Below are 21,574 nucleotides of genomic sequence, written 5' to 3'. Positions count from 1 at the left end.
GAGGTTTGAATGGAGCGCAGTGTCGGGGTTTGATGTGTGCGGAAAAATACGGGATTGGGCATTTGATATTTGCCTTGGACGCAAAGGTCAAAAGCGCTCCCCCTCACCCCAAACCTCTCCCCCAAAGGGGCGAGGGGGAAGGGAGCTGATCTCGGTTGCACTCAATATTGAGTTCGGCTGGATATTTCAGGTCGATGTAGCTCGAGAGCACAACTCGGTCGGCTCCCTCTCCCTCGGGGAGAGGGCTGGGGTGAGGGTGCTCTTGAACTTGCCTGACAATTACCGATCAGTTCCTTATAGGTTCAGCCAAGAGGGATCGCAGTTTTGATCAAGTTCAGGATCGCCATTCTGCTGGGAGCGCTACTGTTTCTCGGCGCCAGCGAACTCGAAGCCGCCGCGCTGCCGGGGGTTCCGGCTGCCGCTGAAGAGCCGGCCAAACCCGAGCCGATTGTGCAGGGCGGTCTGCTCGGCGCGATCAGTTCGAGCATCGACGACGTGCAGGACAAACTCGACCTCAATGAACATCTGGTCGATGCCTGGCGCCTGCGTGCCGACCGCGCGGCGGACGAAGTCGACAAACTGGTCAACCAGCCGTCGAACCGGTCCGGCTGGAGCGTCGCCGGGGATTTCCTGATGTTGTCCGGCGTCTGGCTCGGCGCGTTTGCGCTGCTGACCGTGCTCGGCAGCCTGCTGGCCAAGCGGCTGAGTCAGGGCCGTTGGCTGCGGACCCGCCAGCGCAGTCAGGACCTGGTCGGCTACCTGCTGCCGTACACGCTGCCGGCGCTGATCTGTCTGCCGCTGACGCTGTACGTCAGCCACTTTCTGCAAGCCTCGGTGGGACGGGCGCTGGCGCTGTGTCTGGCGTACGCCACCAGCAGCGGTATTTTCTCCACTTCAATGTTGTTGTGCGTGGTGGTGATGTTCAACGTCGGGCACAAACGGCCTGCCGCGCGGATCATCCGCGACTACTGCCCGAAACCGCTGTTCCTGATCGGCTTCCTCGCGGCCCTCAGTGACGCGTTGACCAGCCCGCAGATCGCCCGTCAGTTGGGCGGCAACATCACCAGCAGCGTCGCGGTGTTCACCGGGCTGATCGCCTCGGTCATCTTCGGTCTGCTGGTGATTCGCCTGCGCCGGCCGGTGGCACATCTGATTCGCAACCGGCCGCTGGCCCAGCGCCTGAAGCAGCCGTCGATGCAGGAGTCACTGCGGATTTTTTCCGGGCTCTGGTACTGGCCGATTGTGTTGATGGTGCTGGTCTCGGCGGTCAATCTGATCGGTATCGGCGAGGACAATCAAAAGGCTCTGCGCTGCGCGTTGTTCACCACGGTTTTGCTGATCGGCACGGTGTTCCTCAGCACCATCCTCCAGCACCTGTTCAAGTCGCGCAAAGCCGAAGCGATCCAGCGCAGCAGCGCTTACAAGGAACGCTTTCTCAGCCTGTTGCACGCCTTGCTGCGGATCGTCATTGCGATCGCCTTCATCGATATTCTCGGGCGGATCTGGGGCGTTTCGCTGCTCGATTTTGCCCAGAGCAGCACCGTCGGCCGGGCGATCAGCAATGCGTTGAGCAGCATCGGCCTGATCTTCCTCGTCACCTGGCTGTTGTGGGTGGTGCTCGACACGGCGATTCAGGAAGCGCTGAAACCACCGGTCAGCAAACGCTCGTCGCGCCAGCCCAGCACCCGGGTGAAAACCATCCTGCCGCTGCTGCGCAACGCAATCAAAATCATCCTGGTGGTGATCTGCGCGATCACCACCATGGCTAACCTCGGCATCAACGTCGCACCACTGTTGGCGGGTGCCGGGGTGGTCGGTCTGGCCATCGGTTTCGGCTCGCAACAACTGGTGCAGGATGTAATCACCGGGCTGTTCATCATCATCGAAGACACGCTGTCGATCGGCGACTGGGTGGTGCTCGATTCCGGGCATGCCGGCACGGTAGAAGGCCTGACCATTCGCACCCTGCGCCTGCGCGACGGCAAGGGGTTTGTGCACTCGGTACCGTTCGGTCAGATCAAGGCAGTCACCAACCAGTCACGCCAGTTTGCCTTCGCGTTTTTCTCGGTGCAGTTCACCTACGACACCGATGTCGACAAGGCCATCGAACTGATCCGCCAGACCGGTGATTCAATTCGCGAAGACCCGTTCCTCAAGTACAACCTGCAAGGGCCGCTGGATGTATTCGGCGTGGACAGGATGGACTTGAACGGCGTGGTGCTGACCGCGCAATTCCGTACCGTGTCGGGCGGGCAATATGCGGTGAGCCGGGCGTTCAATCAGCGTTTGAAAAAGCTTGTGGATAACAGCGCCGAGGTGCATTTCGCGCAGACTTATCCACAGCAGGTTTTGTTGCCCAGGCGGCAGGGTGAGGGGGAATGGGTAGCGAGCGAGGTGCCACAAAAGTCGAGTACTTGATGGGCGGATTGTGTAGTGGGGTTTCTGGCCTCTTCGCGGGCAAGCCCGCTCCCACAGGGTTCTGGGTGATGTTGAAATAGTAGGCACACCAAAAATCACTGTGGGAGCGAGCTTGCTCGCGAAAGGGCCGGAACTGTCGACATCAATGCTGGATCAGCTTGCTGCGCACTTGCTCCATGGCCACCTGATCCAGCTCAGTCCAGAAAACCTGCTTGCCAGCAATCTCGGCAGCAACTGGCATCCCATCGCGATACACCAGCCGATTACTCACCAACGCCGGTACTTTCGCCCCTGGCAACAACGTCCCGGCCAGGTTCAGCGGATCAACCCCGCACACCGCAACCAGACTGCCGTCATGCGCCCGGCGCCGAACCTCGCGCAGTAATGGAATCGCCTCGGGCAAGGCAAACTGCTCCCCCGCCAGACCACTGACAAAGCGCCCGCCACGAATCTCGCCACGGGCCTCCAGCCGATGAAACGTGCGCAGCAATTCGCGCCAGCTCGGCAGCCATTCCGCTTCGCGCTCCAGCAGGCGCCAGAACACCACGCCATAGCGGCGCAGCAACGTCATGGCGACATGTTCGAGGGTTTCCGGTGACGCTATCTCAGCGCTTTCCTGCCGTGGCCCGCGGCGCAACAATGCCCAGCGTCCGGCATCGTCCATGCCACCGACAAATGCACCGCGCCCACGACGACTGCTGCGTTGCTGGCGCTTGCTCGCCGGGGTGATCAAGGCGCGCAACCCGGCGAAGCTGTCGGCGTTTACCAGGCCGGCGCCGACCAGTTCCTGCAAGGCGATTTCCAGCTCGGTGCGCAGCAGATGCGCCTCGTGAATCAGCTCATCGAAAAACAGCGCGCCGTGCTGACTCAGCGCCTCATAAACCTTTTGCGTTTTCGGCGACAGTTCGCTGGCCGGCGTCTGCTCGGCCAGTCCACTCCACAGCCCGACCTGACTGCGCGGCAGCAGCACAATCGGCGTACTGCGCAACGCCGTGCCGCTGACTTTTTGTCGGGCGCTGAGGCGCGTCCACACCAGCTTGCCGTTGCGGCACAGGTCATCCAGCCAGCTCGGCGAATAGTCTTTCAGGCGCGCCGGGAGAAGGTCGCTGTCCCACGCCGAAGCCGCTGCCGGGTAGCCTTCGAACTGGCCGATAATTGCCGGCAGCACCGCGTGGCCCTGACCGCGCGTAGCAGGGGACAGGTGCTGCCAGTCGAACAGAAAACGCATGAAATCCTGCAGTGCTACCGGCTCGATTTCCCGACGCAAACGCTTGACGGTGTAGCGATGAATGCGCGCCAGCAGATGCCGTTCGCACCATTCTTCAACGGCTACACCCGGAGTGAAATGCCCGCGCAGCACATAGCCTTCTCGCTCCAGTTGCGCGAGGGCCTGATTGACCTGCGGTATCGGTAACGCGAGTGGTTCGGCAATGGCGGCTAACGGCAGCGGACCGAAGGCGCCGAGTCGGGCGCGGATCACTTCGATCAATGCGTCATCGACCGTCCAGATATCATCGAACCCGGGCAGCGCTGCTTGCGGCGGTTGCAACGTGGCCTGTGGATAAAGCGCTTGCAGACACTTCAGGCGTTCTCGCGCCAGCCACAACGAGCCAGGCTGTGGATGTGTAGTGACTGTGAGGCCGTCTTCGCGAGCAGGCTCGCTCCCACAGTTGACGGTGTTCCAACGGGCGGAACCCGGTTGAATGTGGGAGCGAGCCTGCTCGCGAAGCTTTTCTTTTGCCGTTACTGGCGGAACGGCCAAGCGGCAGGCGCGACCGCTCGCAGTCAGCGCGTCAAGCCATTCGCGCCAGTGTTCGCCAGCCTGAACTTCAAGGTCGCTGACGCACGCCAGGCTCATCAGCGCCTCGTGCATTTCATCGACGTTGGCCGGCGTCGGCCACGCTTGCTCGCGCACCGCGTTGATGGCGTCGGCGTCGAGTGCACCGAGATCATCGGTGGATTGCGGATCGCTCCAGCGCCGGTTGATCACCGCTTGGGTGCGGCGTTCTTCCAGCGGCGCATCGTCGAGAAAACTGTACGGCCGCGCGCTGAGAATTTCCGCCGCCAGCGGCGAGGGTGCCGGCAGATCGCGGCTGATCAACCGCACCTCGCCACGCTCCATGCGCCGCAGCAGCGTGAGCCAGCCGTCGCTGTCCATGGCCTCGTGCAGGCAATCGTCGAGGGTCTGCTCCACCAGCGGATGCTCGGGAACCTCCCGCTCGCCGGCGAGGTTTTCCAGGCAGGCGATCTGATCGGGGAACACGCTGGCGATCAGGTCTTCGCTTTTCATCCGCTGCAACTGCGGCGCGACTTTGCGCCCGCCGGTAAAACGCGGCAACGCCAGGGCCACGCCGGCATTCCAGCGCCAGCGCACGCCGAACAGCGGCGCGTCGAGAATCGCCTGAATCAGGATGTGCTCGGCGCTGTTGCTGTGCAGGTACCGCCAGACATCATCCAGTTCGAAACTGTGGCTGGTGGACAGCGACAGGACGATCGCGTCTTCGCTGGCAGCTGCCTGCAACTCGAAGTTGAACGTGCGGCAGAAACGCTTGCGCAAGGCCAGGCCCCAGGCGCGGTTGATGCGGCTGCCGAACGGTGAATGGATGATCAACTGAGTACCGCCGGACTCATCGAAAAACCGCTCCATCAGCAGCGTGTCCTGCGAGGGCAGGGCGCCGAGGGTCAGGCGAGCGCGGGCGAGATACTCCACCAGTTGTTCGGCGCTGGCACGGTTCAGGCCGAGGGTTGCGGTCAACCAGTCGAGCGCCGGTTGCAGATCGCCGGGGCTGGCGCCGAGCAACAGGTCGAGAGTCGCTTGCAGCCGCGCCACCGCCGCAGACAATTCATCGCTGCGCCCCGGGGCTTCGCCGAGCCAGAATGGAATGGTCGGCGGCTGGCCCTGGGCATCCTCGACGCGCACCTTGCCGGTTTCCACCCGCAGGATGCGGTAGGAGGTATTGCCGAGCTGGAACACATCACCGGCGATGCTTTCCACGGCGAAGTCTTCATTGACGCTGCCGATGTTCAGGCCCTGCGGTTCGAGCAACACGCTGTAGTCGGCATTGTCGGGAATGGTGCCGCCACTGGTCACGGCGGTCAGCTGCGCGCCACGGCGGCCGCGCAGCGTGCGGCTGACGGCGTCGCGGTGCAGGTAGGCGCTGCGGATGCCTTGGCGGCCGTTGTAGCCTTCGGCGAGCATGGTCAGCAGCGCCTGATAGTGTTTTTCGTCGAGACCGCGGTACGGCGATGCTTGGCGGAACAGCGCGAGCAGCGCATCTTCCGCCCATTCCCGGCAACTGACTTCGGCGATGATCTGCTGCGCCAGTACATCGAGCGGCGCTTCGGGGATGTGCAGGGTGTCGAGTTCGCCACGGCGCACGCAGTCGAGCAGGGCGGCGCACTCGATCAGGTCGTCGCGGGTGGTGGCGAACAAGCGGCCCTTGGGCGTGCCGCCGACCTGGTGCCCGGAGCGTCCGACTCTTTGCAGAAACCCGGCAATCGAACGTGGCGAGGATATTTGGCAGACCAGATCGACTTCGCCGATATCGATGCCCAATTCCAGCGAAGCGGTGGCGACCAGCACTTGCAACTCGCCGCGCTTGAGCCGCTGTTCGGCGTCGAGGCGGAATTCCTTGGCCAGGCTGCCGTGGTGCGCGGCCACTGCGTGCTTGCCCAGGCGTTCGCTGAGGTGTCGGCTCAGGCGTTCGGCGAGGCGCCGGGTATTGACGAAAATCAGCGTGGTGCGGTGTTCGCGGGCCAATTCGGCGAGCCGGTCATAAACCAGTTCCCAAACGTCGTTGGCCATCACTGCCGACAACGGCACTGGCGGCACTTCGATGCCCAGATCCCGTGGCCGGGCGTGGCCGATGTCGATGATCTCGCAGGGGCGATCGGTGCCGACCAGAAATCGTGCCACGGCATCAATCGGCTTTTGCGTGGCGGACAAGCCGATGCGGGTCAAGGGTTCGGCACACAGCGCCTGCAGGCGTTCGAGGCTCAGCGCCAGATGACTGCCACGTTTGCCGGCAGCGATGGAGTGAATCTCGTCGATGATCACCGTGCGCGTGCTGCCGAGCATTTTGCGCCCGGACTCGGAGCCGAGCAGCACGTACAGCGATTCTGGCGTGGTCACCAGAATGTGCGGCGCACTTTTGCGCATGGCGGCGCGGTCTTTCTGTGGCGTGTCGCCGGTACGTACGGCGGTGGTGATGTGTAATTCGGCCAGGCCCATCTGGCGCAGCTGCTCAGTGATTCCGGCCAGCGGATTTTGCAGGTTGATGCGGATGTCGTTGGATAAAGCCTTGAGCGGTGAAACGTAGACCACCAGGGTTTCGTCGGGCAGGCCGTCGGGGTTTTCCAGGCCACGGTGGACGAGGTCGTCGAGCACCGCGAGAAACGCGGTGAGGGTTTTGCCGGAGCCGGTGGGCGCGGCGATCAGCGTCGAGCGGCGCTGGCGGATCAACGGCCATGCGCGGGCCTGGGCGGCGGTGACCGACGGGAAGGTGCTGCTGAACCAGGCGCTGACGGCGGGGTGAAAGCCAGCCAGGGCGGCGTCCTTGGGGATGGGCAGATTCATGCTCAAGTTATGCGGGTGGGGGCGGCAAGATGCAAGTACCGCTGGGGATCTGCGCTGTTCATCAGGGCCTCATCGCTGGCAAGCCAGCTCCCACAGTGATTGTTGTTGTTCAACAGTTTGGCAATCAACACTGAACCCTGTGGGCGCTGGCTTGCCAGCGATGGGGCCAGTTGATTCAGCACAATTCCCGGCGATCTACACTTTACGGGTGACGGTTGCGCACTAAACCCGCAAAATGCAACGATTCCGGCAATTATCGATGACGGTGTCACCCGCACCGTCGCTAAAGCCATCGTTCCAATCAGACTGGGCCTGCTGACTCTATGCGAATGCGCCTTATGTTACTGGGCGGCGGAAATGCCCTTGGGCAGGCGCTGATTCGCCTCGGTGCGGAAGAAGACATCGGTTTCCTCGCCCCCCGCCCGCCAGAAGACGGCTGGGATGCCGCGAGCCTGACGCAACTGCTCGACGATACCCGTCCGGATGCGTTGATCAACCTCGCCTACTATTTCGACTGGTTCCAGGCCGAGACCGTCAGCGAAAGCCGTCTGGCCGGCCAGGAGCGCGCCATCGAACGGCTGGCGGAACTGTGCCAGCACCACAACATCATTCTTGTGCAACCGTCCAGTTACCGGGTATTCGACGGTTCGCGGGCGACTGCCTACAGCGAAAAAGACGAGCCGGTGCCGCTGGGCCTGCGCGGCCAGGCGCTGTGGCGCATCGAGCAAAGTGTCCGCGCGACCTGCCCGCAACACGTGTTGCTGCGCTTCGGCTGGCTGCTCGATGACAGCCCTGAAGGCACCCTCGGACGTTTCCTCGCCCGCGCCGAACAGCCGGATGAATTGCTCATGGCCGATGACCGCCGGGGCAATCCGACCCCGGTGGACGATGCGGCGCGAGTGATCATTTCGGTGCTCAAGCAACTCGATTGCGCGGCGCCGCTGTGGGGCACTTACCATTACGCCGGCCATGAGGCGACCACGCCGCTGGCGCTCGGTCAGGCGATTCTGACCGAAGCACGCAGCCTGCATCCGCTGGCGATCGAAGCGCCGACCGCCCAGGCCCATGCCGCGCGGCCGGATGCCGCCGAGGAACCGCAGCACGCGGTCCTCGCCTGCAAGAAAATTCTGCACACTTTCGGGATCAAGCCCCGCGCCTGGCGCGCCGCACTCCCGGCTTTACTGGATAGGTTTTATCGTCATGGCTGAAGGCCCTGTTTTAATCACCGGCGGCGCCGGTTTCATCGGCTCGCACCTGACGGATGCATTGCTCGCCACCGGCCATTCGGTGCGGATTCTCGATGATCTGTCGACTGGCAAACGCAGCAATCTGCCGCTGGATAATCCACAGGTCGAACTGATCGTCGGTGACGTCGCCGATGCCGCGCTGGTCGCGCAGGCCATGCAAGGCTGCAGCGCCGTTGCGCATTTGGCGGCAGTCGCTTCGGTGCAGGCGTCGGTGGACGATCCGGTGAAGACGCACCAGAGCAATTTCATCGGCACCCTGAATGTCTGCGAAGCCATGCGCCAGGCCGGGGTCAAGCGTGTGCTCTACGCGTCGAGCGCAGCGGTGTACGGCAACAATGGCGAAGGCGAGTCGATTGACGAAGACACGCCAAAGGCCCCGCTGACCCCGTATGCCTCGGACAAACTGGCCGGCGAGCACTACTTCGATTTCTACCGTCGCCAGCACGGTCTGGAGCCGGTGATCTTCCGCTTCTTCAACATCTTCGGCCCACGCCAGGATCCGTCCTCGCCGTATTCCGGGGTCATCAGCATTTTCAGCGAGCGGGCGCAGAAAGGTCTGCCGATCACCGTGTTCGGCGATGGTGAGCAGACCCGCGATTTCCTCTATGTCGAGGATCTGGTCGACGTGCTGGTGCAGGCAATCGACAAGCCTGAAGTGGAAGTGGGCGCGATGAACGTCGGCTGGAATCAGGCGATGAACCTCAAGCAGATGTTGCAAACGCTGCAGGAAGTGGTCGGTGAACTGCCACCGGTCAGCTATGGCCCGGCGCGCGCCGGCGACATCCGTCATTCGCGGGCGAACAACACGCGTTTGCTGCAACGTTTCAAGCTGCCAGAGCCGACGCCGATGCGTGTGGGGCTGGCGCGGTTGCTGGGCAAATAGGTTTATCGCAGACATGAAAAAGGCGCCTTTTGACAGGCGCCTTTTTCACGGCCGGAATGTGTCGCTAATCCTGTGGCGAGGGGATTTATCCCCGATCGATCACGAAGTGATCGTCGTCAGTTCTAAGCCTGCTCACCCAAAGCCTCATTCACCACCACGTGAACGTTCCTGGTTGAATCTGCCTTAGAACTTGTAGCCCAGACCCACCATGTACACAAACGGATCGACATCAACATTCACCTTGGCACGGGTACCCGGTGCCACGGCGTTGTTCTCGACGGTGGCACGAGTATCGATGTCGATGTAGCGCACCTGGGCGTTGAGCATGATGTTGTCGGTCAGCATGTAGTCGGCGCCGACCTGCCAGGCCAGGCCCCAGGAGTTTTTCGCCTTGAAGTTGCTGAAGCCGTTGGACTGGGCTTCGCTGCCGACGTGCTCGTCGTAGATCCAGGTGTAGTTGATGCCGCCACCGATGTAAGGCTGGAACGGCGATTTCGCATCCAGCGGGTAGTACACGACGCTGAGGGTGGGCGGCAGGTGTTTCAGGGTGCCGAGTTTGCCGTTGGCCGCTGGCAGCGCGGTGCCTTTGATCTTCACGTCATGCTCGAACGGCGAGGCCGCCAGCAACTCGATCCCGATGTTGTTGGTCAGCATGTAGGCGAAGTTCAGACCCAGTTGGGTGTCGCTGCTCATGGTCGCCTTGCCGCCCAGGTTGGTGCCGCTCAAAGGACCCTGATCGACTTTGACGCTGGAGCTGTCGGCCTTCGGGTTGACGGTGATCGCACCGGCGCGAACGATGATGTCACCGGCTTCGTGGGCGTGGGCGAGCGGGGCTGCGAGCGCGACTGCAAACAGCGAGGCGCTGAGCAAGGACTTGTTCATGGGAGCTCCAAAAGGACGTTAAAAATGTCTGATGTCCTATGGTATGAAGCCAACTGATACGGTCTTTTGACTCAGCTCAATGAAACAGTGATGCCCCGGTTTTTTGTGGAACCTTTGCCGACCCCTTCGCTGGCAAGCCCGCTCTCACAGGTTTCGTTGGTGTTCAAAAAATGGGTGAACGACTCGATCACTGTGGGAGCTGGCTTGCCAGCGAAGGGGCCATTAAAAACATCACAGAAGTGCCGGAATTACTCCGGCAGCTCATACACATAAATCTTGTCCGCCGCCATCTGATACCCGGCATCGGCCAGTTCGCTGGTGGACGCCTTGACCTGCAGCGGTCCCTCGACCCAGTACGGCTGATACAGCTCGTCGAGCTTCACGCCCAGCTCGCTTTTCACATGCACGATCTGGTTCGACGGCGGTGGCGGCACGTGGATGCAGGCGCCGAAGTAAGGCACCAGCAGAAACTCCGTAGTGCGTCCTTCTTCATTGACTTCCAGCGGCACGATGTAGCCCGGCAGGCGGATGTTCTGCCCGTCCAGGCTCTGCACCACCGGCGCGTTGGGCATGTCCTGTTTCGCCGCCGGCGCCGACTCGGCGGACAGCGCGTCGCCCATCTTCGACAGGTCGTGCAACGGCGTCATGTTCGGCACTTCCGGCGCGGCGTCCGGCGGGATCATCTCCGACCAGGTCAGGTCTTTCGGCGCCGCTGCCCACACAGGCAGGGCAACCAGCAACAGCAGCGCAAGCACGGCGCGGGGCATGGTGAACATCCTCATAAACGGATCGACAGGCCATCGGCCAGGGATTGGCGATACGCGCGCCAGGCCGGCACGCTGCCCATCAGCAGCGCGGCCGCCAGAATGCCACCGAGCAGCGTCCATTCATACTCGCTCGGCCACGCCAGCGGCAGATACAGCCCGTAATTGGCCTGCACGTAACCCTGCGCGGCGGCGATGCCGAGGTACAGCAACGCCAGTCCGGCGATTACGCCGGTCAGTGCCAGCGCGAAAGCTTCCAGCACCAGCAGACTCGCGATGTGCCACGGTCGTGCGCCGACCGAGCGCAAAATCGCCATCTCCCGGCGGCGCTCGTTAAGGCTGGTGAGAATCGCCGTGAGCATGCCGATCAACCCGGTCAGCACCACAAACAGCGAGACCACAAACAGCGCCTTTTCAGCGGTGCTCATCAGGCTCCACAGCTCCTGCAAGGCCACGCCCGGGAGGATCGCCAGCATTGGCTCGCCCCGGTATTCATTGATCTCGCGTTGCAGGGCGAAGGTGGAAATCTTGCTGTTGAGGCCGAGCATGAACGCAGTGATCGCCTGTGGCGTCAGGTCCATGTTGCGTGCCTGATCTGCGGTGATCCGGCCGTTGCCCCGGGCCGGCACGCCGTTGTGCCAGTCGATGTGAATCGCCTCCATGCCGCCGAGGCTGATGTGCAACGTGCGATCTACCGGCGTGCCGGTGCGCTTGAGAATGCCGACCACGGTGAACGGCTTGTCGTCGTGTTTGACCAGACTGATAGCCGCCACACCATGGGCCAGCACCAGTTGGTCGCCGAGCTTGTAATGCAGCGCCTCGGCGACTTCGGCGCCGAGCACCACTTCGAACGGATCGGTGGCGAAGGCACGGCCGTCGGCCAGTTCCAGATGTTGCTGACGACCGTACTGGTAATGCTCGAAATAGGCTTCGGTGGTGCCCATCACCCGGTAGCCGCGATGGGAGTCGCCGAGGGACATCGGGATTGCCCATTTCACTTTCGGGTTGCTGGCGAAGTGTTCGAAGCTGTCCCAACGAATGTTGTTGGTCGCGTTGCCGATGCGGAACACCGAGTACAGCAGCAGGTTCACCGAACCGGAGCGAGCGCCGACGATCAGGTCGGTGCCGCTGATGGTGCTGGCGAAACTGGCTTTGGCCTCGGTGCGCACGCGCTCGACCGCGAGCAACAGGCACACCGAAAGGGCAATGGCGAACGCGGTGAGCAGGGCGGTGAAGCGGCGGTTGGCCAGGCTGGCCATGGCCAGACGAAACAGATACATCTCAGACCTCGGCAGACGTGGCGGCGCGATTGAGTTCGGCCAGGGACAGGTGACGGTCGAACAGCGGCGCCAGGCTCTGGTCGTGACTGACGAACAACAGGCTGGAACCGGCCTCGCGGCATTCGGCGAACAACAGACGAATGAAGTTTTCCCGGGCGTCGTAATCCAGCGCCGAGGTCGGTTCGTCGGCGATCACCAGTTCCGGCTGGCCGATCAAGGCCCGGGCGGCGGCGACCCGTTGCTGCTGACCGATCGACAGCGAATCGGCGCGACGGCCGAGGATGCTTTCGTCCTTCAAACCCAGGTGAGCGAGCAGGGTGGCGGCGGCCTGGTCGACGCTGCCGTGGCGCTGTTTCGCCCGCTCGGCACGCAGTTTGGAGAAGTGGCAGGGCAACTCGACATTCTCGCGTACCGAAAGAAACGGCAGCAGGTTGAATTGCTGGAAGATGTAGCCAGTGTGATCGACGCGAAAGCGGTCGCGGGCGCCGGCACCCAGTTCGGTCAGTTCCTGGCCGAGCAGGCGAATGCTGCCGCGTCCGGGCTTCTGCACGCCACCGAGCAGGCCGAGCAGGGTGGTCTTGCCACTGCCGCTGGGGCCTTTGAGGAACAGGGTTTCGCCGGGCTCCAGGCGAAACGTCGGGATGTCCAGCAGCGGCGGGTGGCCGGGCCAGTTGAAGCCCAGGTCGGACAGTTCGATGAGTGCTTGGGTCATGGCACCAGTTTCATGTTTGATCACGGGCCCGTGCAGGAGCTGCCGGAGGCTGCGATCTTTTGATCCAGTTTTTAAAGGCAAGATCAAAAGATCGCAGCCTTCGGCAGCTCCTACAGGGGATTTTTCAGGCAATCAGAATTTCAGGGCGGCAGCCTTGGCGGTCACTTCGGTGCCTTGCTGGCCGCTCGGGCCGATCAGTTGTACCTGAATTTTCTGTGTGGCCGGGAAGGTATTGAAGAGGTTCGCCAGATCCAGGGTCTTCAAGGCACCTGGTGCAGCGCAACTGAATTGGTAGTGTGCGTGGATTTCGCTGTGATCGTGGTGATGCGCTTCACCACCCTTGGCATCTTCGTCGTGGTCATCATCGTCATGCTCGTCGGCAGCCGGCTTGTCGCCGAACAGCGGGCTTTCCAGTTCCTGGCTGGTGACCTTGCAACCGGCGGCGGCCGGCAGGCTGAACAGCGCCAGCGGGTTTTCCAGTTTGGCGCGGGCGGCGGCGACCTTGGCCTTGTCGGCGTCGCTGGTGGCGGCATGTTCGAAGCCCACCAGGTTCATCGCCGGGCTTTCCAGTTCCAGCTCCAGAGTCTGGCCGTCGAGTGCGGCGTTCAGTCGGCCGACGCCATGTTCGTGGGCACCGAGGCTGCCGTGCTCGTGGTCGTGATCATGATCGTGCTCATCGGCGGCATGGGCGATGGCCAGCGGCAACAGGGCAAACGGCAAAGCGAGCAGCAGACGACGCATGGCGGTCTCCGGAAAGTAAAGTGAAGAGATTGTTATGTAATCTTATAACGAAAGTGCGCAGAGTTTGCCCGTGCGCTTGGCGTTGCACAAGTCCCGTGGGAGCATGCAGGTCAGAAATGTGCAGGAGCGAAGCAGATGTTGCGGATACGCGGAACCGTTGGCGCGACGCCGGTGGATTTGACGGTGGAGCTGGATGACAGCGATTGGGTGAGGCTCGGCGCAGCCCTTGGCGCGCAGCCGCAGGGTGATCAGCCTGAAGCGGCATTGAGCGCGTCGGCAGCGAAACCACTTAACCAGGACGATGCGTTGTGGCAGGTCGCGCAGGATCTGTTGCGCAAGGCCGGGCAGCTCAGCGGGCCGGATTTGCTGGAGCAGTTTGAGGGATTGACTGGCAGCGCGGCTGCAGGCAAACGGCTGTTGGTACGTCTACGCCACAGTTCACAGGTGAAAGTAGCGAGCGGCGGGGATACGCCGCTCTATAGCTGGATCGAGTAGGCCGCAAAAGATCGCAGCCTGCGGCAGCTCCTACAGGTTCATCCGCAAAATATGGAAGAACACGATCAAATGTAGGAGCTGCCGTAGGCTGCGATCTTTTGATCTTAATAAAGCGCAGCAAATACCTTACGGCGGTAAGCGGTCACCAGCGGATGATCGTTGCCCAACAGTTCGAACACCTGCAGCAAGGTCTTGTGCGGCAGGCCTTCACCGTAGCTGCGGTTACGGATGAACAGCTTGAGCAAGGCTTCCAGCGCCGCTTCGTATTGCTGACGCGCCAGTTGCTGGATCGCCAGTTGATACACCGCTTCGTCGTCCTGCGGATCTTTGGCCAGACGCGCCTTGAGGTCGGCGGCATCCGGCAGATCGCGGGCCAGGCCAAGGAATTTGATCTGCGCTTTGGCGCCGGCCAGTGCAGCCTTGTGCTCATCGCTCTTGACTGCGTCGAGCACGGTTTGCGCCTCACCCAGTTCGCCGCGTTCGGTCAGGCAGCGGGCGTAGAGGATCAGCGCTTTGGCGTTGCTGTTGTCTTCGGTGAGCATCACTACCAGCGCGGCTTCTGCTTCCGCGTAACGACCTTCATCGAACAGTGCCTGCGCCTGTTCGAACGGATCGGCAGCGGCCGGCGGTGGCATCTGTACATGCGGTTCGAGCAGGGCGCGCACGGCGGACTCCGGCTGCGCACCGGCAAAACCGTCGACCGGTTGGCCGTCCTTGAACAGCACCACGGTCGGCAGGCTGCGAATGCCGAAGCGGGCGACGATGTCCTGTTCGATGTCGCAGTTGACCTTGGCCAGCAGCAGTTCGCCCTGATAGCTCTCGGCAATGCCTTGCAGCATCGGCATCAGCGCCTTGCACGGCGCACACCATTCGGCCCAGAAATCCACCAGCACCGGTTTGTTGAAGGAGGCTTCGATCACCGACTGGTCGAAATCGGCAGTCGTGGCGTCGAAGATGTACGGCGTTTGCTGACTCATGGGGGATCTCGTAAAAGCGTGGATGGGGCAACTATACGGCTTGGCGGGGTGTGGCCGGAAGCGGGGCAGATTTGAGAGGTGTACCGCTAGGCAGGACGCCATCGCTGGCAAGCCAGCTCCCACAGGATTCTGTGTCGTAGAAGAAATGTTGGTTCGACTCGGTCACTGTGGGAGCGGGCTTGCCCGCGATGCTTTTGGTTAGCGCCGCGCATGGTAAAGACTGACATGTCTGAACTCTTCCGGCTCCGCCAGATCCGGCAACGTCATCGCCTCAAGCATTTCAATGCGCTCATACAACGGATGACGAAAATCCCGAACCCGCGAATCTGCTACCAGCGCCTCGCGGCCACGGCTGAGAAACGCATCGAGCAGCGGCAGGTTCTCGCGGTCGTAGAGCACGTCCGCCACCAGAATCAGATCGAAACGATCAGCCTCGGCAAAGAAGTCCGTCGAATAACTCATCTGCACATCATTGAGTTCAGCGTTGGCCCGACACGCAGCAATCGCCAGCGGATCCAGATCACAGACCACCACCTCCAACGCCCCGGCCTTCACCGCAGCAATCGCGGCGATCCCGGAACCGGCGCCGAAATCCAGCACCCGCTTGCCGCGCACCCACTCGGGGAACTCCGCGAGATAGCGCGCCACCGCCAGGCCGCTGGCCCAGCAGAAACTCCAATAGGGCGGCTCGTGAAGGATGCGCCGGGTTTCGTCCGGGCTGAATTCACGATCCATGTTCTCGCCGTCGATCAGCCACAGCTGCAAATCGGTGCCGGGCAATGTGCAGGACTTGAGCCGCGCATCACCGAGCAATTCACCCAGCGCCTGTTGCAGGTCGAGCGGTACGGTCATGGTGCTTTGACAAATTGCAGCTGGCCCAGCGCCTGTGTGGTCGGCTGGGTGATGGTTTGTGACGGCAGGTGCAGGATCAACTGGCCCGATTGCGTGGCACGACCTCGCAGCTCAACCCGTGCGCCGGCCGGAAATGACTCCGGATTGAAGCGCAGGCGAAACGGCAGAATCTGGTTGTTGCCGATCAGGCTGGAACTGGCGAGCAGTTGTTGCGGACGCGATTTTTCATCGATCACCAGCAGCGCCAGTTCGACTTCGGCCCCGGCCGGCACGCCTTGCAGGGTGCCGCTCAGTTCCCGTTGATAGGCAGGCAGCGGACCCAGGTCGGCGGCTTCCTTGGCTTTTTTCTGCGCCTGTTGTGGTGCCGGGCCCGGTGTTGGCGGTTGCGGTTTGGGTTTATCGCTACCGCAGGCCACCAGCAGGGCGAAAAGACTGAGCAAAACGAGCGGTCGTAGCGACATTGGCAGCTCCAGAAAATGAAATCCGTGGATCAAACGATCATGGCAGTCTGTATACCGCAAACCCTATGGCTTGTCTTGCCACCGGGATGCGCTACCATGGCCCTCCCTGTGCGACACGCGTAGCGTGTCTCCAGCACCAAGCTGTATGGTCAGCTTGATGGGATTTCCGCAAGGAAATCGAATACCTAGGTAACCATCCCCAGGAAACAAAACCAGCCCGGAAGTCCATTGCCTTCAAGGACTTATCGCTGCGGCGACAGGCAAGCCCAAAGGTCGTTTAGCCCTCGGTAGCACGACCGCAGAACCGGTACCCCGGTTTTGGAGAGCCTCTTAAATCCAACCCTTGTGGGAGCTCAGACCCCCGCAGGGGTCTCCTCCTGCTCGTTTGAAACAGGAGGTTACAATTCAGAAGCGAGCGACCTATTCGGTCGTCCCCGTTTCCATTTCCCCGGAGACATGAGCGAAAGCTCTGTCTGTCATTGTCCAACCATTGCTTTCACAGGATGGTAGCGGACTCGTTGTACGACCAACGGTAGCCTAGGGCGACGTGCATCACTGGCAACAGTGTTGTTCGGAGCTCGCCCGACAACGTAGCCCCCGTAAAGGGTACGGTTCTTCCGTGAGGGAGCCTGTAGAGACTCGGAGCAGTACCGGGTTGAGGCGCAAGGCTGACTGGTAGGGACAACTAACGTGAACCGTTGATAAACGCCGTGAGCATGAAGGAGCCAAAGCTGCTGTCAGGCTCTAACCAAAAGGTATGTGGTCGGTTATCCCTGTAGGGAGTGGAGATACGTCGTCATCAAGACCACCGGCGAAAAGGCGGGTCCTAACCCAGTCGTGTGACAGATAGGGAACGTGGTAAGCCCGTATCGCTGCCCTTTGGGCAGGTGAACCGCAAGGAACACTGTTGGCGGTGCGGGTATGGGATCGCAGAGAAAGCGAACGCCAGGCTGTAATGGTCTGGATAGGGGTTGGAACATCACCCCACGGGAAACCGGGCAGACTTCTGCGTGGTCTTCTGTCGCAATGACTCTGACTGAGACCGTCTCATCAACTTCAGGGTTTGGCTTCATCGGCCCTTGATAATCCTACCCTGACGGGGTGCATGCACCCCGATAGGGGTACGTGCGCCTTCCGTTCGGGTGGTTTCACTTTGAGAGGAAAGCAGCATGAAAGAGCTCAGCCAGCATGGTGAGCCTGCGCTTTCCGGCATTCCGCAGCAGTGGCACGACGTCGATTGGTGTCGGGTTCAGCGGAACGTCCGGGGAATGCAGGTGCGAATTGCGAAGGCTTGTCGGGAGGGCAAATGGCGCAGGGTTAAATCCCTGCAACGGATGCTCACCCGCTCGAAGTCGGCCAGATACTTGGCCGTACGGAGAGTCACGGAAAATCAGGGGCGCCGCACGGCGGGAGTCGATAAGCAACTCTGGGATACACCTAACGCGAAATGGAATGCGGTTGGTTTGTTGAAAACGCGGGGATACAAGGCTCGGCCACTACGGCGAGTCTACATCCCGAAGTCGGATGGACGGGAACGCCCGCTGGGCATACCGACCATGACGGATAGAGCCATGCAAGCGCTGTACATGCTGGCTCTGTCTCCCGTTGCTGAAACCCTAGGCGATCCAAATAGCTACGGCTTCAGGATCGAACGTTCCACGGCGGATGCGATGGCGCAGTTGTTCGTATGCCTATCCCAGAAAGTCTCCGCTCAATGGGTACTGGACGCGGACATCGAAGGGTTCTTCGACAACATCAACCATGAATGGCTGCTAAGGAATGCCCCTACGGATGTACGGATGCTTCGGCAGTGGTTGAAGGCCGGTGTTATCCACAAGGGGCAGTTACACGCAACGGATGCGGGTACGCCACAAGGGGGGATCATTTCCCCCGTGTTGGCAAATCTGGCACTAGATGGTCTGGAAACACTCCTCAAGCAACACCTAGGAGTGACAAGGGCGAAAAAGCTGAAGGTGAATGTGGTGCGATACGCAGACGACTTCGTGATCACGGGAGCCTCCCCGGAGGTACTGGAAAACGAAGTGAAACCTTGGGTAGAGCAGTTCCTCGTAGCACGGGGACTACGGCTGTCACCCAAGAAAACGCGAATCGCCCATATCGACGAAGGCTTCGACTTCCTTGGATGGAATTTCCGGAAATACGACGGAACGTTACTGATCAAGCCGAGTAAAAAGAACGTCAAGGCGTTCTATAGCAAGGTCAGGGAAGCAATCGACACCCATAAGACGAGTAAGCAGGAAGATTTGATCCGACTGCTGAACCCGATGCTAAGGGGTTGGGCGCTTTACCATCAGCCAGTAGTGGCCAAGCAAGTGTATAGCTGGATGGACCACAGAGTTTTTGTGAAACTCTGGCGTTGGGCGAAAAGGCGGCATCCCAACAAATCTCTTGAGTGGGTCCGGAAGAAGTATTTCCGAACCATTGCAGGGAAAAGCTGGATGTTCGCCACCATGGTTCTGGAGGAGAACGGCAAGAGGCGGGAGGTCGGGCTGTATTCCCTTGCGGATACTCCGATCGAGCGGCACAAGAAGGTGAGTGGGGATTACAACCCCTACGACCCTGCCATGGAGGCGATGGGCGAAAAGCTGCGGATGGACCGGATGCTGAATAAGCTGAAGTATCGGAAGCAAATCGGCAGTTTATACGCCAACCAAAAAGGCCTGTGCCTGTTGTGCAAGCAACCCATCACCAGAGAGACGGGATGGCACGACCATCACGTGACCTTCCGCACTCAGGGCGGTAGTGACTCGCTGGGTAATCGGGTACTCTTGCACCCCAACTGCCACCATCAGCTCCACACCCGTGGTCTGCACGTGGATAAACCGGCTCCATCTAGGGGCTTAATGACGGCTTGAGCCGTATGCGCCGAAAGGCGCACGTACGGTTCTTAGGGGGGGATTGGCCAGCAATGGCCGGTCCCCACCCGACTTTTTTGTTGCCAGCCACCATGCACTGTCCCTTCTGCGGTGCCAACGACACCAAGGTCATCGACTCGCGTCTGGTCGCCGAGGGCGAACAGGTGCGCCGCCGGCGTGAATGCCTGGCCTGCGGCGAACGTTTCACGACATTCGAGACGGCCGAACTGGTGTTGCCGCGCCTGATCAAAACCGACGGCAGCCGCCAACCGTTCGACGAAGAAAAACTCCGCGCCGGCATGCAACGCGCCCTGGAGAAACGTCCGGTGAGCGTCGAGCGTCTCGAATCCTCCCTGGTCCACATCAAGCACAAGCTGCGCGCCACCGGCGAGCGCGAGGTCAAATCCCTCGTGGTCGGCGAACTGGTGATGGCCGAGCTGCAAAAGCTCGATGAAGTCGCCTATATCCGTTTCGCTTCCGTGTACCGCCGCTTCCAGGACCTCAACGAGTTCCGCGAAGAGATCGACCGCCTCGCCCGCGAACCGGTGAAAGAATGACCAGCGCCGCCGAGCAGGCGATCCTCGACGCCCGTTTCATGGCACGCGCGCTGGAGCTGGCGCGCAAGGGCCACTACACCACCCATCCCAATCCTCGGGTTGGCTGCGTGATCGTCAAGGACGGGCAGATTGTCGGCGAAGGCTTTCACGAGCGTGCCGGCGAACCCCACGCTGAAGTCCACGCCTTGCGCGCAGCCGGTGAGCTGGCCCGAGGCGCCACGGCTTACGTGACCCTTGAGCCGTGCAGCCACCATGGCCGCACGCCGCCGTGCGCCGATGCGCTGGTAAATGCCGGAGTTGCCCGGGTGGTCGCCGCGATGCGCGATCCGAATCCGCAGGTCGCCGGACGTGGCTTGCAGCGCCTGGCCGATGCCGGCATCGCCACCGAAAGCGGCGTGCTGGAAGCCGAAGCACGTCAACTCAATCAAGGTTTTCTGAAACGCATGGAACACGGCTTGCCGTTCGTGCGGGTCAAGTTGGCCATGAGTCTCGACGGTCGTACGGCGATGGAAAGCGGCGAAAGCCAATGGATCACCGGCCCAGCGGCGCGTTCCGCCGTGCAGCGTCTGCGCGCGCAGGCTGCAGTGGTGCTGACCGGGGCCGACACCGTGCTGGCCGACGGTGCGCGCCTGACCGTGCGCGGCGATGAGCTGGGGCTGGATGCCGAACAAACCGCGCTGGCCTTGAGCCGTCCGCCGCTGCGGGTGCTGATCGATGGACGTCTGCGAGTGCCGCTGGATGCACCGTTCTTCAAGGCCGGCCCGGCGCTGGTCGCCACCTGCGTGGCCATCGAAGAACAGTACGCCCATGGCCCGGAATGCCTGATCGTGCCGGGCGATGACGGTCAGGTCGATCTGCATCAATTGCTGATCGAGCTGGCCAATCGTGGCGTCAACGAAGTGCTGGTCGAGGCCGGCCCGCGTCTGGCCGGCGCGTTTGCCCAGCGCGGTCTGGTCGACGAGTTCGTGATCTTCATCGCCGGCAAGTTTCTTGGCTCCACGGCGCGTCCGCTGCTGGACTGGCCGCTGGCCTATATGAAGGACGCTCCGGAGTTGAAAATCACTGAAATCCGCGCGGTTGGCGATGACTGGCGAGTCATTGCGACGCCAGTCGTTTCGGCGAGCGTATAATTCCCGGCCATCGCCTTAGCGCTGGCTTCGTTCTCAAGGAGAACCCCATGTTTACCGGCATCATCGAATCCATCGGCAGTATCCGTGCACTGACCCCCAAGGGCGGTGATGTGCGGGTGCATGTCGAAACCGGCAAGCTCGACCTGAGCGACGTCAAACTCGGCGACAGCATCGCCGTCAACGGCGTGTGCCTGACGGCGGTTGAATTGCCGGGCAACGGTTTTGCTGCTGACGTCAGCCGCGAAACCCTCGATTGCACCGCGATGAACGACCTGAAAAGCGGCAGCCCGGTCAATCTGGAAAAAGCCCTGACCCCGACCACCCGTCTCGGCGGGCATCTGGTCAGCGGTCACGTCGACGGTGTCGGCGAAGTGGTGTCGCGCAGCGACAATGCCCGCGCCGTGGAATTTCGCATTCGCGCGCCGAAAGAGCTGGCCAAGTACATCGCCCATAAAGGCTCGATCACCGTCGACGGCACCAGCCTGACCGTGAACGCGGTGGATGGCGCTGAATTCCTGCTGACGATCATTCCGCACACCCTGAGCGAAACCATCATGGCCTCCTACAAGCCAGGCCGCCGGGTGAACCTGGAAGTCGATTTGCTGGCGCGTTATCTGGAGCGTTTGCTGTTGGGCGACAAGGCTGCAGAGCCGACGTCCGGTGGTATCACTGAAAGCTTTCTGGCCGCCAACGGCTACCTCAAATCCTGACTGAAGGGGGTGC

General features: G+C 61.6%; 17 protein-coding genes. 8 read left to right on the top strand and 9 right to left on the bottom strand.

The window, feature by feature from the left end; translation table 11 throughout:
* Window positions 1-324: 324 nt before the first annotated feature.
* Window positions 325-2,418 (top strand): mechanosensitive ion channel family protein, encoded by a 2,094-nt coding sequence (locus ACYZUM_RS23115; RefSeq protein WP_108183947.1) that lies wholly within the window; start codon window positions 325-327, stop codon window positions 2,416-2,418.
* Between the two features lie 142 nt (window positions 2,419-2,560).
* Here the strand turns inward: ACYZUM_RS23115 and ACYZUM_RS23110 are convergent, their stop codons facing one another.
* The gene (locus ACYZUM_RS23110) at window positions 2,561-6,994 is read right to left on the bottom strand and encodes a DEAD/DEAH box helicase (protein WP_108183946.1); all 4,434 of its coding nucleotides are present in this window, start codon (window positions 6,992-6,994) and stop codon (window positions 2,561-2,563) included.
* Window positions 6,995-7,317: 323 nt separating this feature from the next.
* On the opposite strand from ACYZUM_RS23110, the gene ACYZUM_RS23105 reads away from it, so the two are divergent.
* The gene (locus tag ACYZUM_RS23105; RefSeq protein WP_041074483.1) at window positions 7,318-8,202 is read left to right on the top strand and encodes a sugar nucleotide-binding protein; all 885 of its coding nucleotides are present in this window, start codon (window positions 7,318-7,320) and stop codon (window positions 8,200-8,202) included.
* Window positions 8,195-9,124 carry an NAD-dependent epimerase/dehydratase family protein gene (locus ACYZUM_RS23100; RefSeq protein WP_108183944.1) on the top strand — a complete coding sequence of 310 codons (930 nt, stop codon included), beginning with the start codon at window positions 8,195-8,197 and terminating at the stop codon, window positions 9,122-9,124. The genes ACYZUM_RS23105 and ACYZUM_RS23100 overlap by 8 nt, the downstream gene beginning before the upstream one ends.
* A 183-nt stretch (window positions 9,125-9,307) precedes the next feature.
* Here the strand turns inward: ACYZUM_RS23100 and ACYZUM_RS23095 are convergent, their stop codons facing one another.
* The 5 genes from ACYZUM_RS23095 to ACYZUM_RS23075 form a co-directional block, all read right to left on the bottom strand.
* The gene (locus ACYZUM_RS23095; protein WP_041074487.1) at window positions 9,308-10,006 is read right to left on the bottom strand and encodes an OmpW/AlkL family protein; all 699 of its coding nucleotides are present in this window, start codon (window positions 10,004-10,006) and stop codon (window positions 9,308-9,310) included.
* Between the two features lie 248 nt (window positions 10,007-10,254).
* A complete protein-coding gene (locus ACYZUM_RS23090) occupies window positions 10,255-10,773 on the bottom strand; it encodes a DUF3299 domain-containing protein (RefSeq protein ID WP_123588906.1) in 519 nt (172 codons plus the stop codon).
* 11 nt (window positions 10,774-10,784) lie between these two features.
* Complete coding sequence (locus tag ACYZUM_RS23085) at window positions 10,785-12,050, bottom strand: ABC transporter permease (RefSeq protein ID WP_108183943.1); 1,266 nt, start codon at window positions 12,048-12,050, stop codon at window positions 10,785-10,787.
* Window position 12,051: 1 nt separating this feature from the next.
* Entirely contained in the window at window positions 12,052-12,762 is a 711-nt protein-coding gene (locus tag ACYZUM_RS23080; protein WP_108183942.1) for an ABC transporter ATP-binding protein, read from the bottom strand.
* Window positions 12,763-12,894: 132 nt separating this feature from the next.
* A complete protein-coding gene (locus tag ACYZUM_RS23075) occupies window positions 12,895-13,503 on the bottom strand; it encodes a DUF2796 domain-containing protein (protein WP_108183941.1) in 609 nt (202 codons plus the stop codon).
* 135 nt (window positions 13,504-13,638) lie between these two features.
* Between ACYZUM_RS23075 and ACYZUM_RS23070 the strand changes: the two genes are divergently transcribed.
* Window positions 13,639-13,998 (top strand): hypothetical protein, encoded by a 360-nt coding sequence (locus ACYZUM_RS23070; protein ID WP_108183940.1) that lies wholly within the window; start codon window positions 13,639-13,641, stop codon window positions 13,996-13,998.
* Window positions 13,999-14,102: 104 nt separating this feature from the next.
* Here ACYZUM_RS23070 and trxA read toward each other — a convergent pair whose 3' ends face one another.
* From trxA to ACYZUM_RS23055, 3 genes are all read right to left on the bottom strand, one after another.
* Window positions 14,103-14,975 carry a thioredoxin gene (gene trxA, locus ACYZUM_RS23065; RefSeq protein WP_047602506.1) on the bottom strand — a complete coding sequence of 291 codons (873 nt, stop codon included), beginning with the start codon at window positions 14,973-14,975 and terminating at the stop codon, window positions 14,103-14,105.
* A 198-nt stretch (window positions 14,976-15,173) separates the two neighbouring features.
* Complete coding sequence (locus tag ACYZUM_RS23060) at window positions 15,174-15,827, bottom strand: class I SAM-dependent methyltransferase (protein ID WP_108183939.1); 654 nt, start codon at window positions 15,825-15,827, stop codon at window positions 15,174-15,176.
* Window positions 15,824-16,288 carry a YbaY family lipoprotein gene (locus tag ACYZUM_RS23055; RefSeq protein WP_108183938.1) on the bottom strand — a complete coding sequence of 155 codons (465 nt, stop codon included), beginning with the start codon at window positions 16,286-16,288 and terminating at the stop codon, window positions 15,824-15,826. The genes ACYZUM_RS23060 and ACYZUM_RS23055 overlap by 4 nt, the downstream gene beginning before the upstream one ends.
* Before the next feature lie 1,169 nt (window positions 16,289-17,457).
* Here ACYZUM_RS23055 and ltrA point away from each other — a divergent pair.
* The 4 genes from ltrA to ACYZUM_RS23035 all read left to right on the top strand — a co-directional run bounded on the left by ltrA (window position 17,458) and on the right by ACYZUM_RS23035 (window position 21,561).
* Window positions 17,458-19,164, top strand: a complete 1,707-nt coding sequence (ltrA, locus tag ACYZUM_RS23050) for a group II intron reverse transcriptase/maturase (protein WP_046482543.1) — start codon at window positions 17,458-17,460, stop codon at window positions 19,162-19,164.
* 92 nt (window positions 19,165-19,256) lie between these two features.
* Window positions 19,257-19,721, top strand: a complete 465-nt coding sequence (nrdR, locus tag ACYZUM_RS23045; RefSeq protein WP_003228656.1) for a transcriptional regulator NrdR — start codon at window positions 19,257-19,259, stop codon at window positions 19,719-19,721.
* The gene (ribD, locus tag ACYZUM_RS23040; RefSeq protein ID WP_108183937.1) at window positions 19,718-20,851 is read left to right on the top strand and encodes a bifunctional diaminohydroxyphosphoribosylaminopyrimidine deaminase/5-amino-6-(5-phosphoribosylamino)uracil reductase RibD; all 1,134 of its coding nucleotides are present in this window, start codon (window positions 19,718-19,720) and stop codon (window positions 20,849-20,851) included. The genes nrdR and ribD overlap by 4 nt, the downstream gene beginning before the upstream one ends.
* A gap of 47 nt (window positions 20,852-20,898) precedes the next feature.
* The gene (locus ACYZUM_RS23035) at window positions 20,899-21,561 is read left to right on the top strand and encodes a riboflavin synthase (protein WP_007955571.1); all 663 of its coding nucleotides are present in this window, start codon (window positions 20,899-20,901) and stop codon (window positions 21,559-21,561) included.
* Window positions 21,562-21,574: the final 13 nt, after the last annotated feature.

It is taken from the genome of Pseudomonas sp. m6p (genome assembly GCF_055760375.1).
The sequence above is the reverse complement of the archived record's forward strand: the minus strand, read 5'-3'. Positions and strand labels throughout refer to the sequence as shown.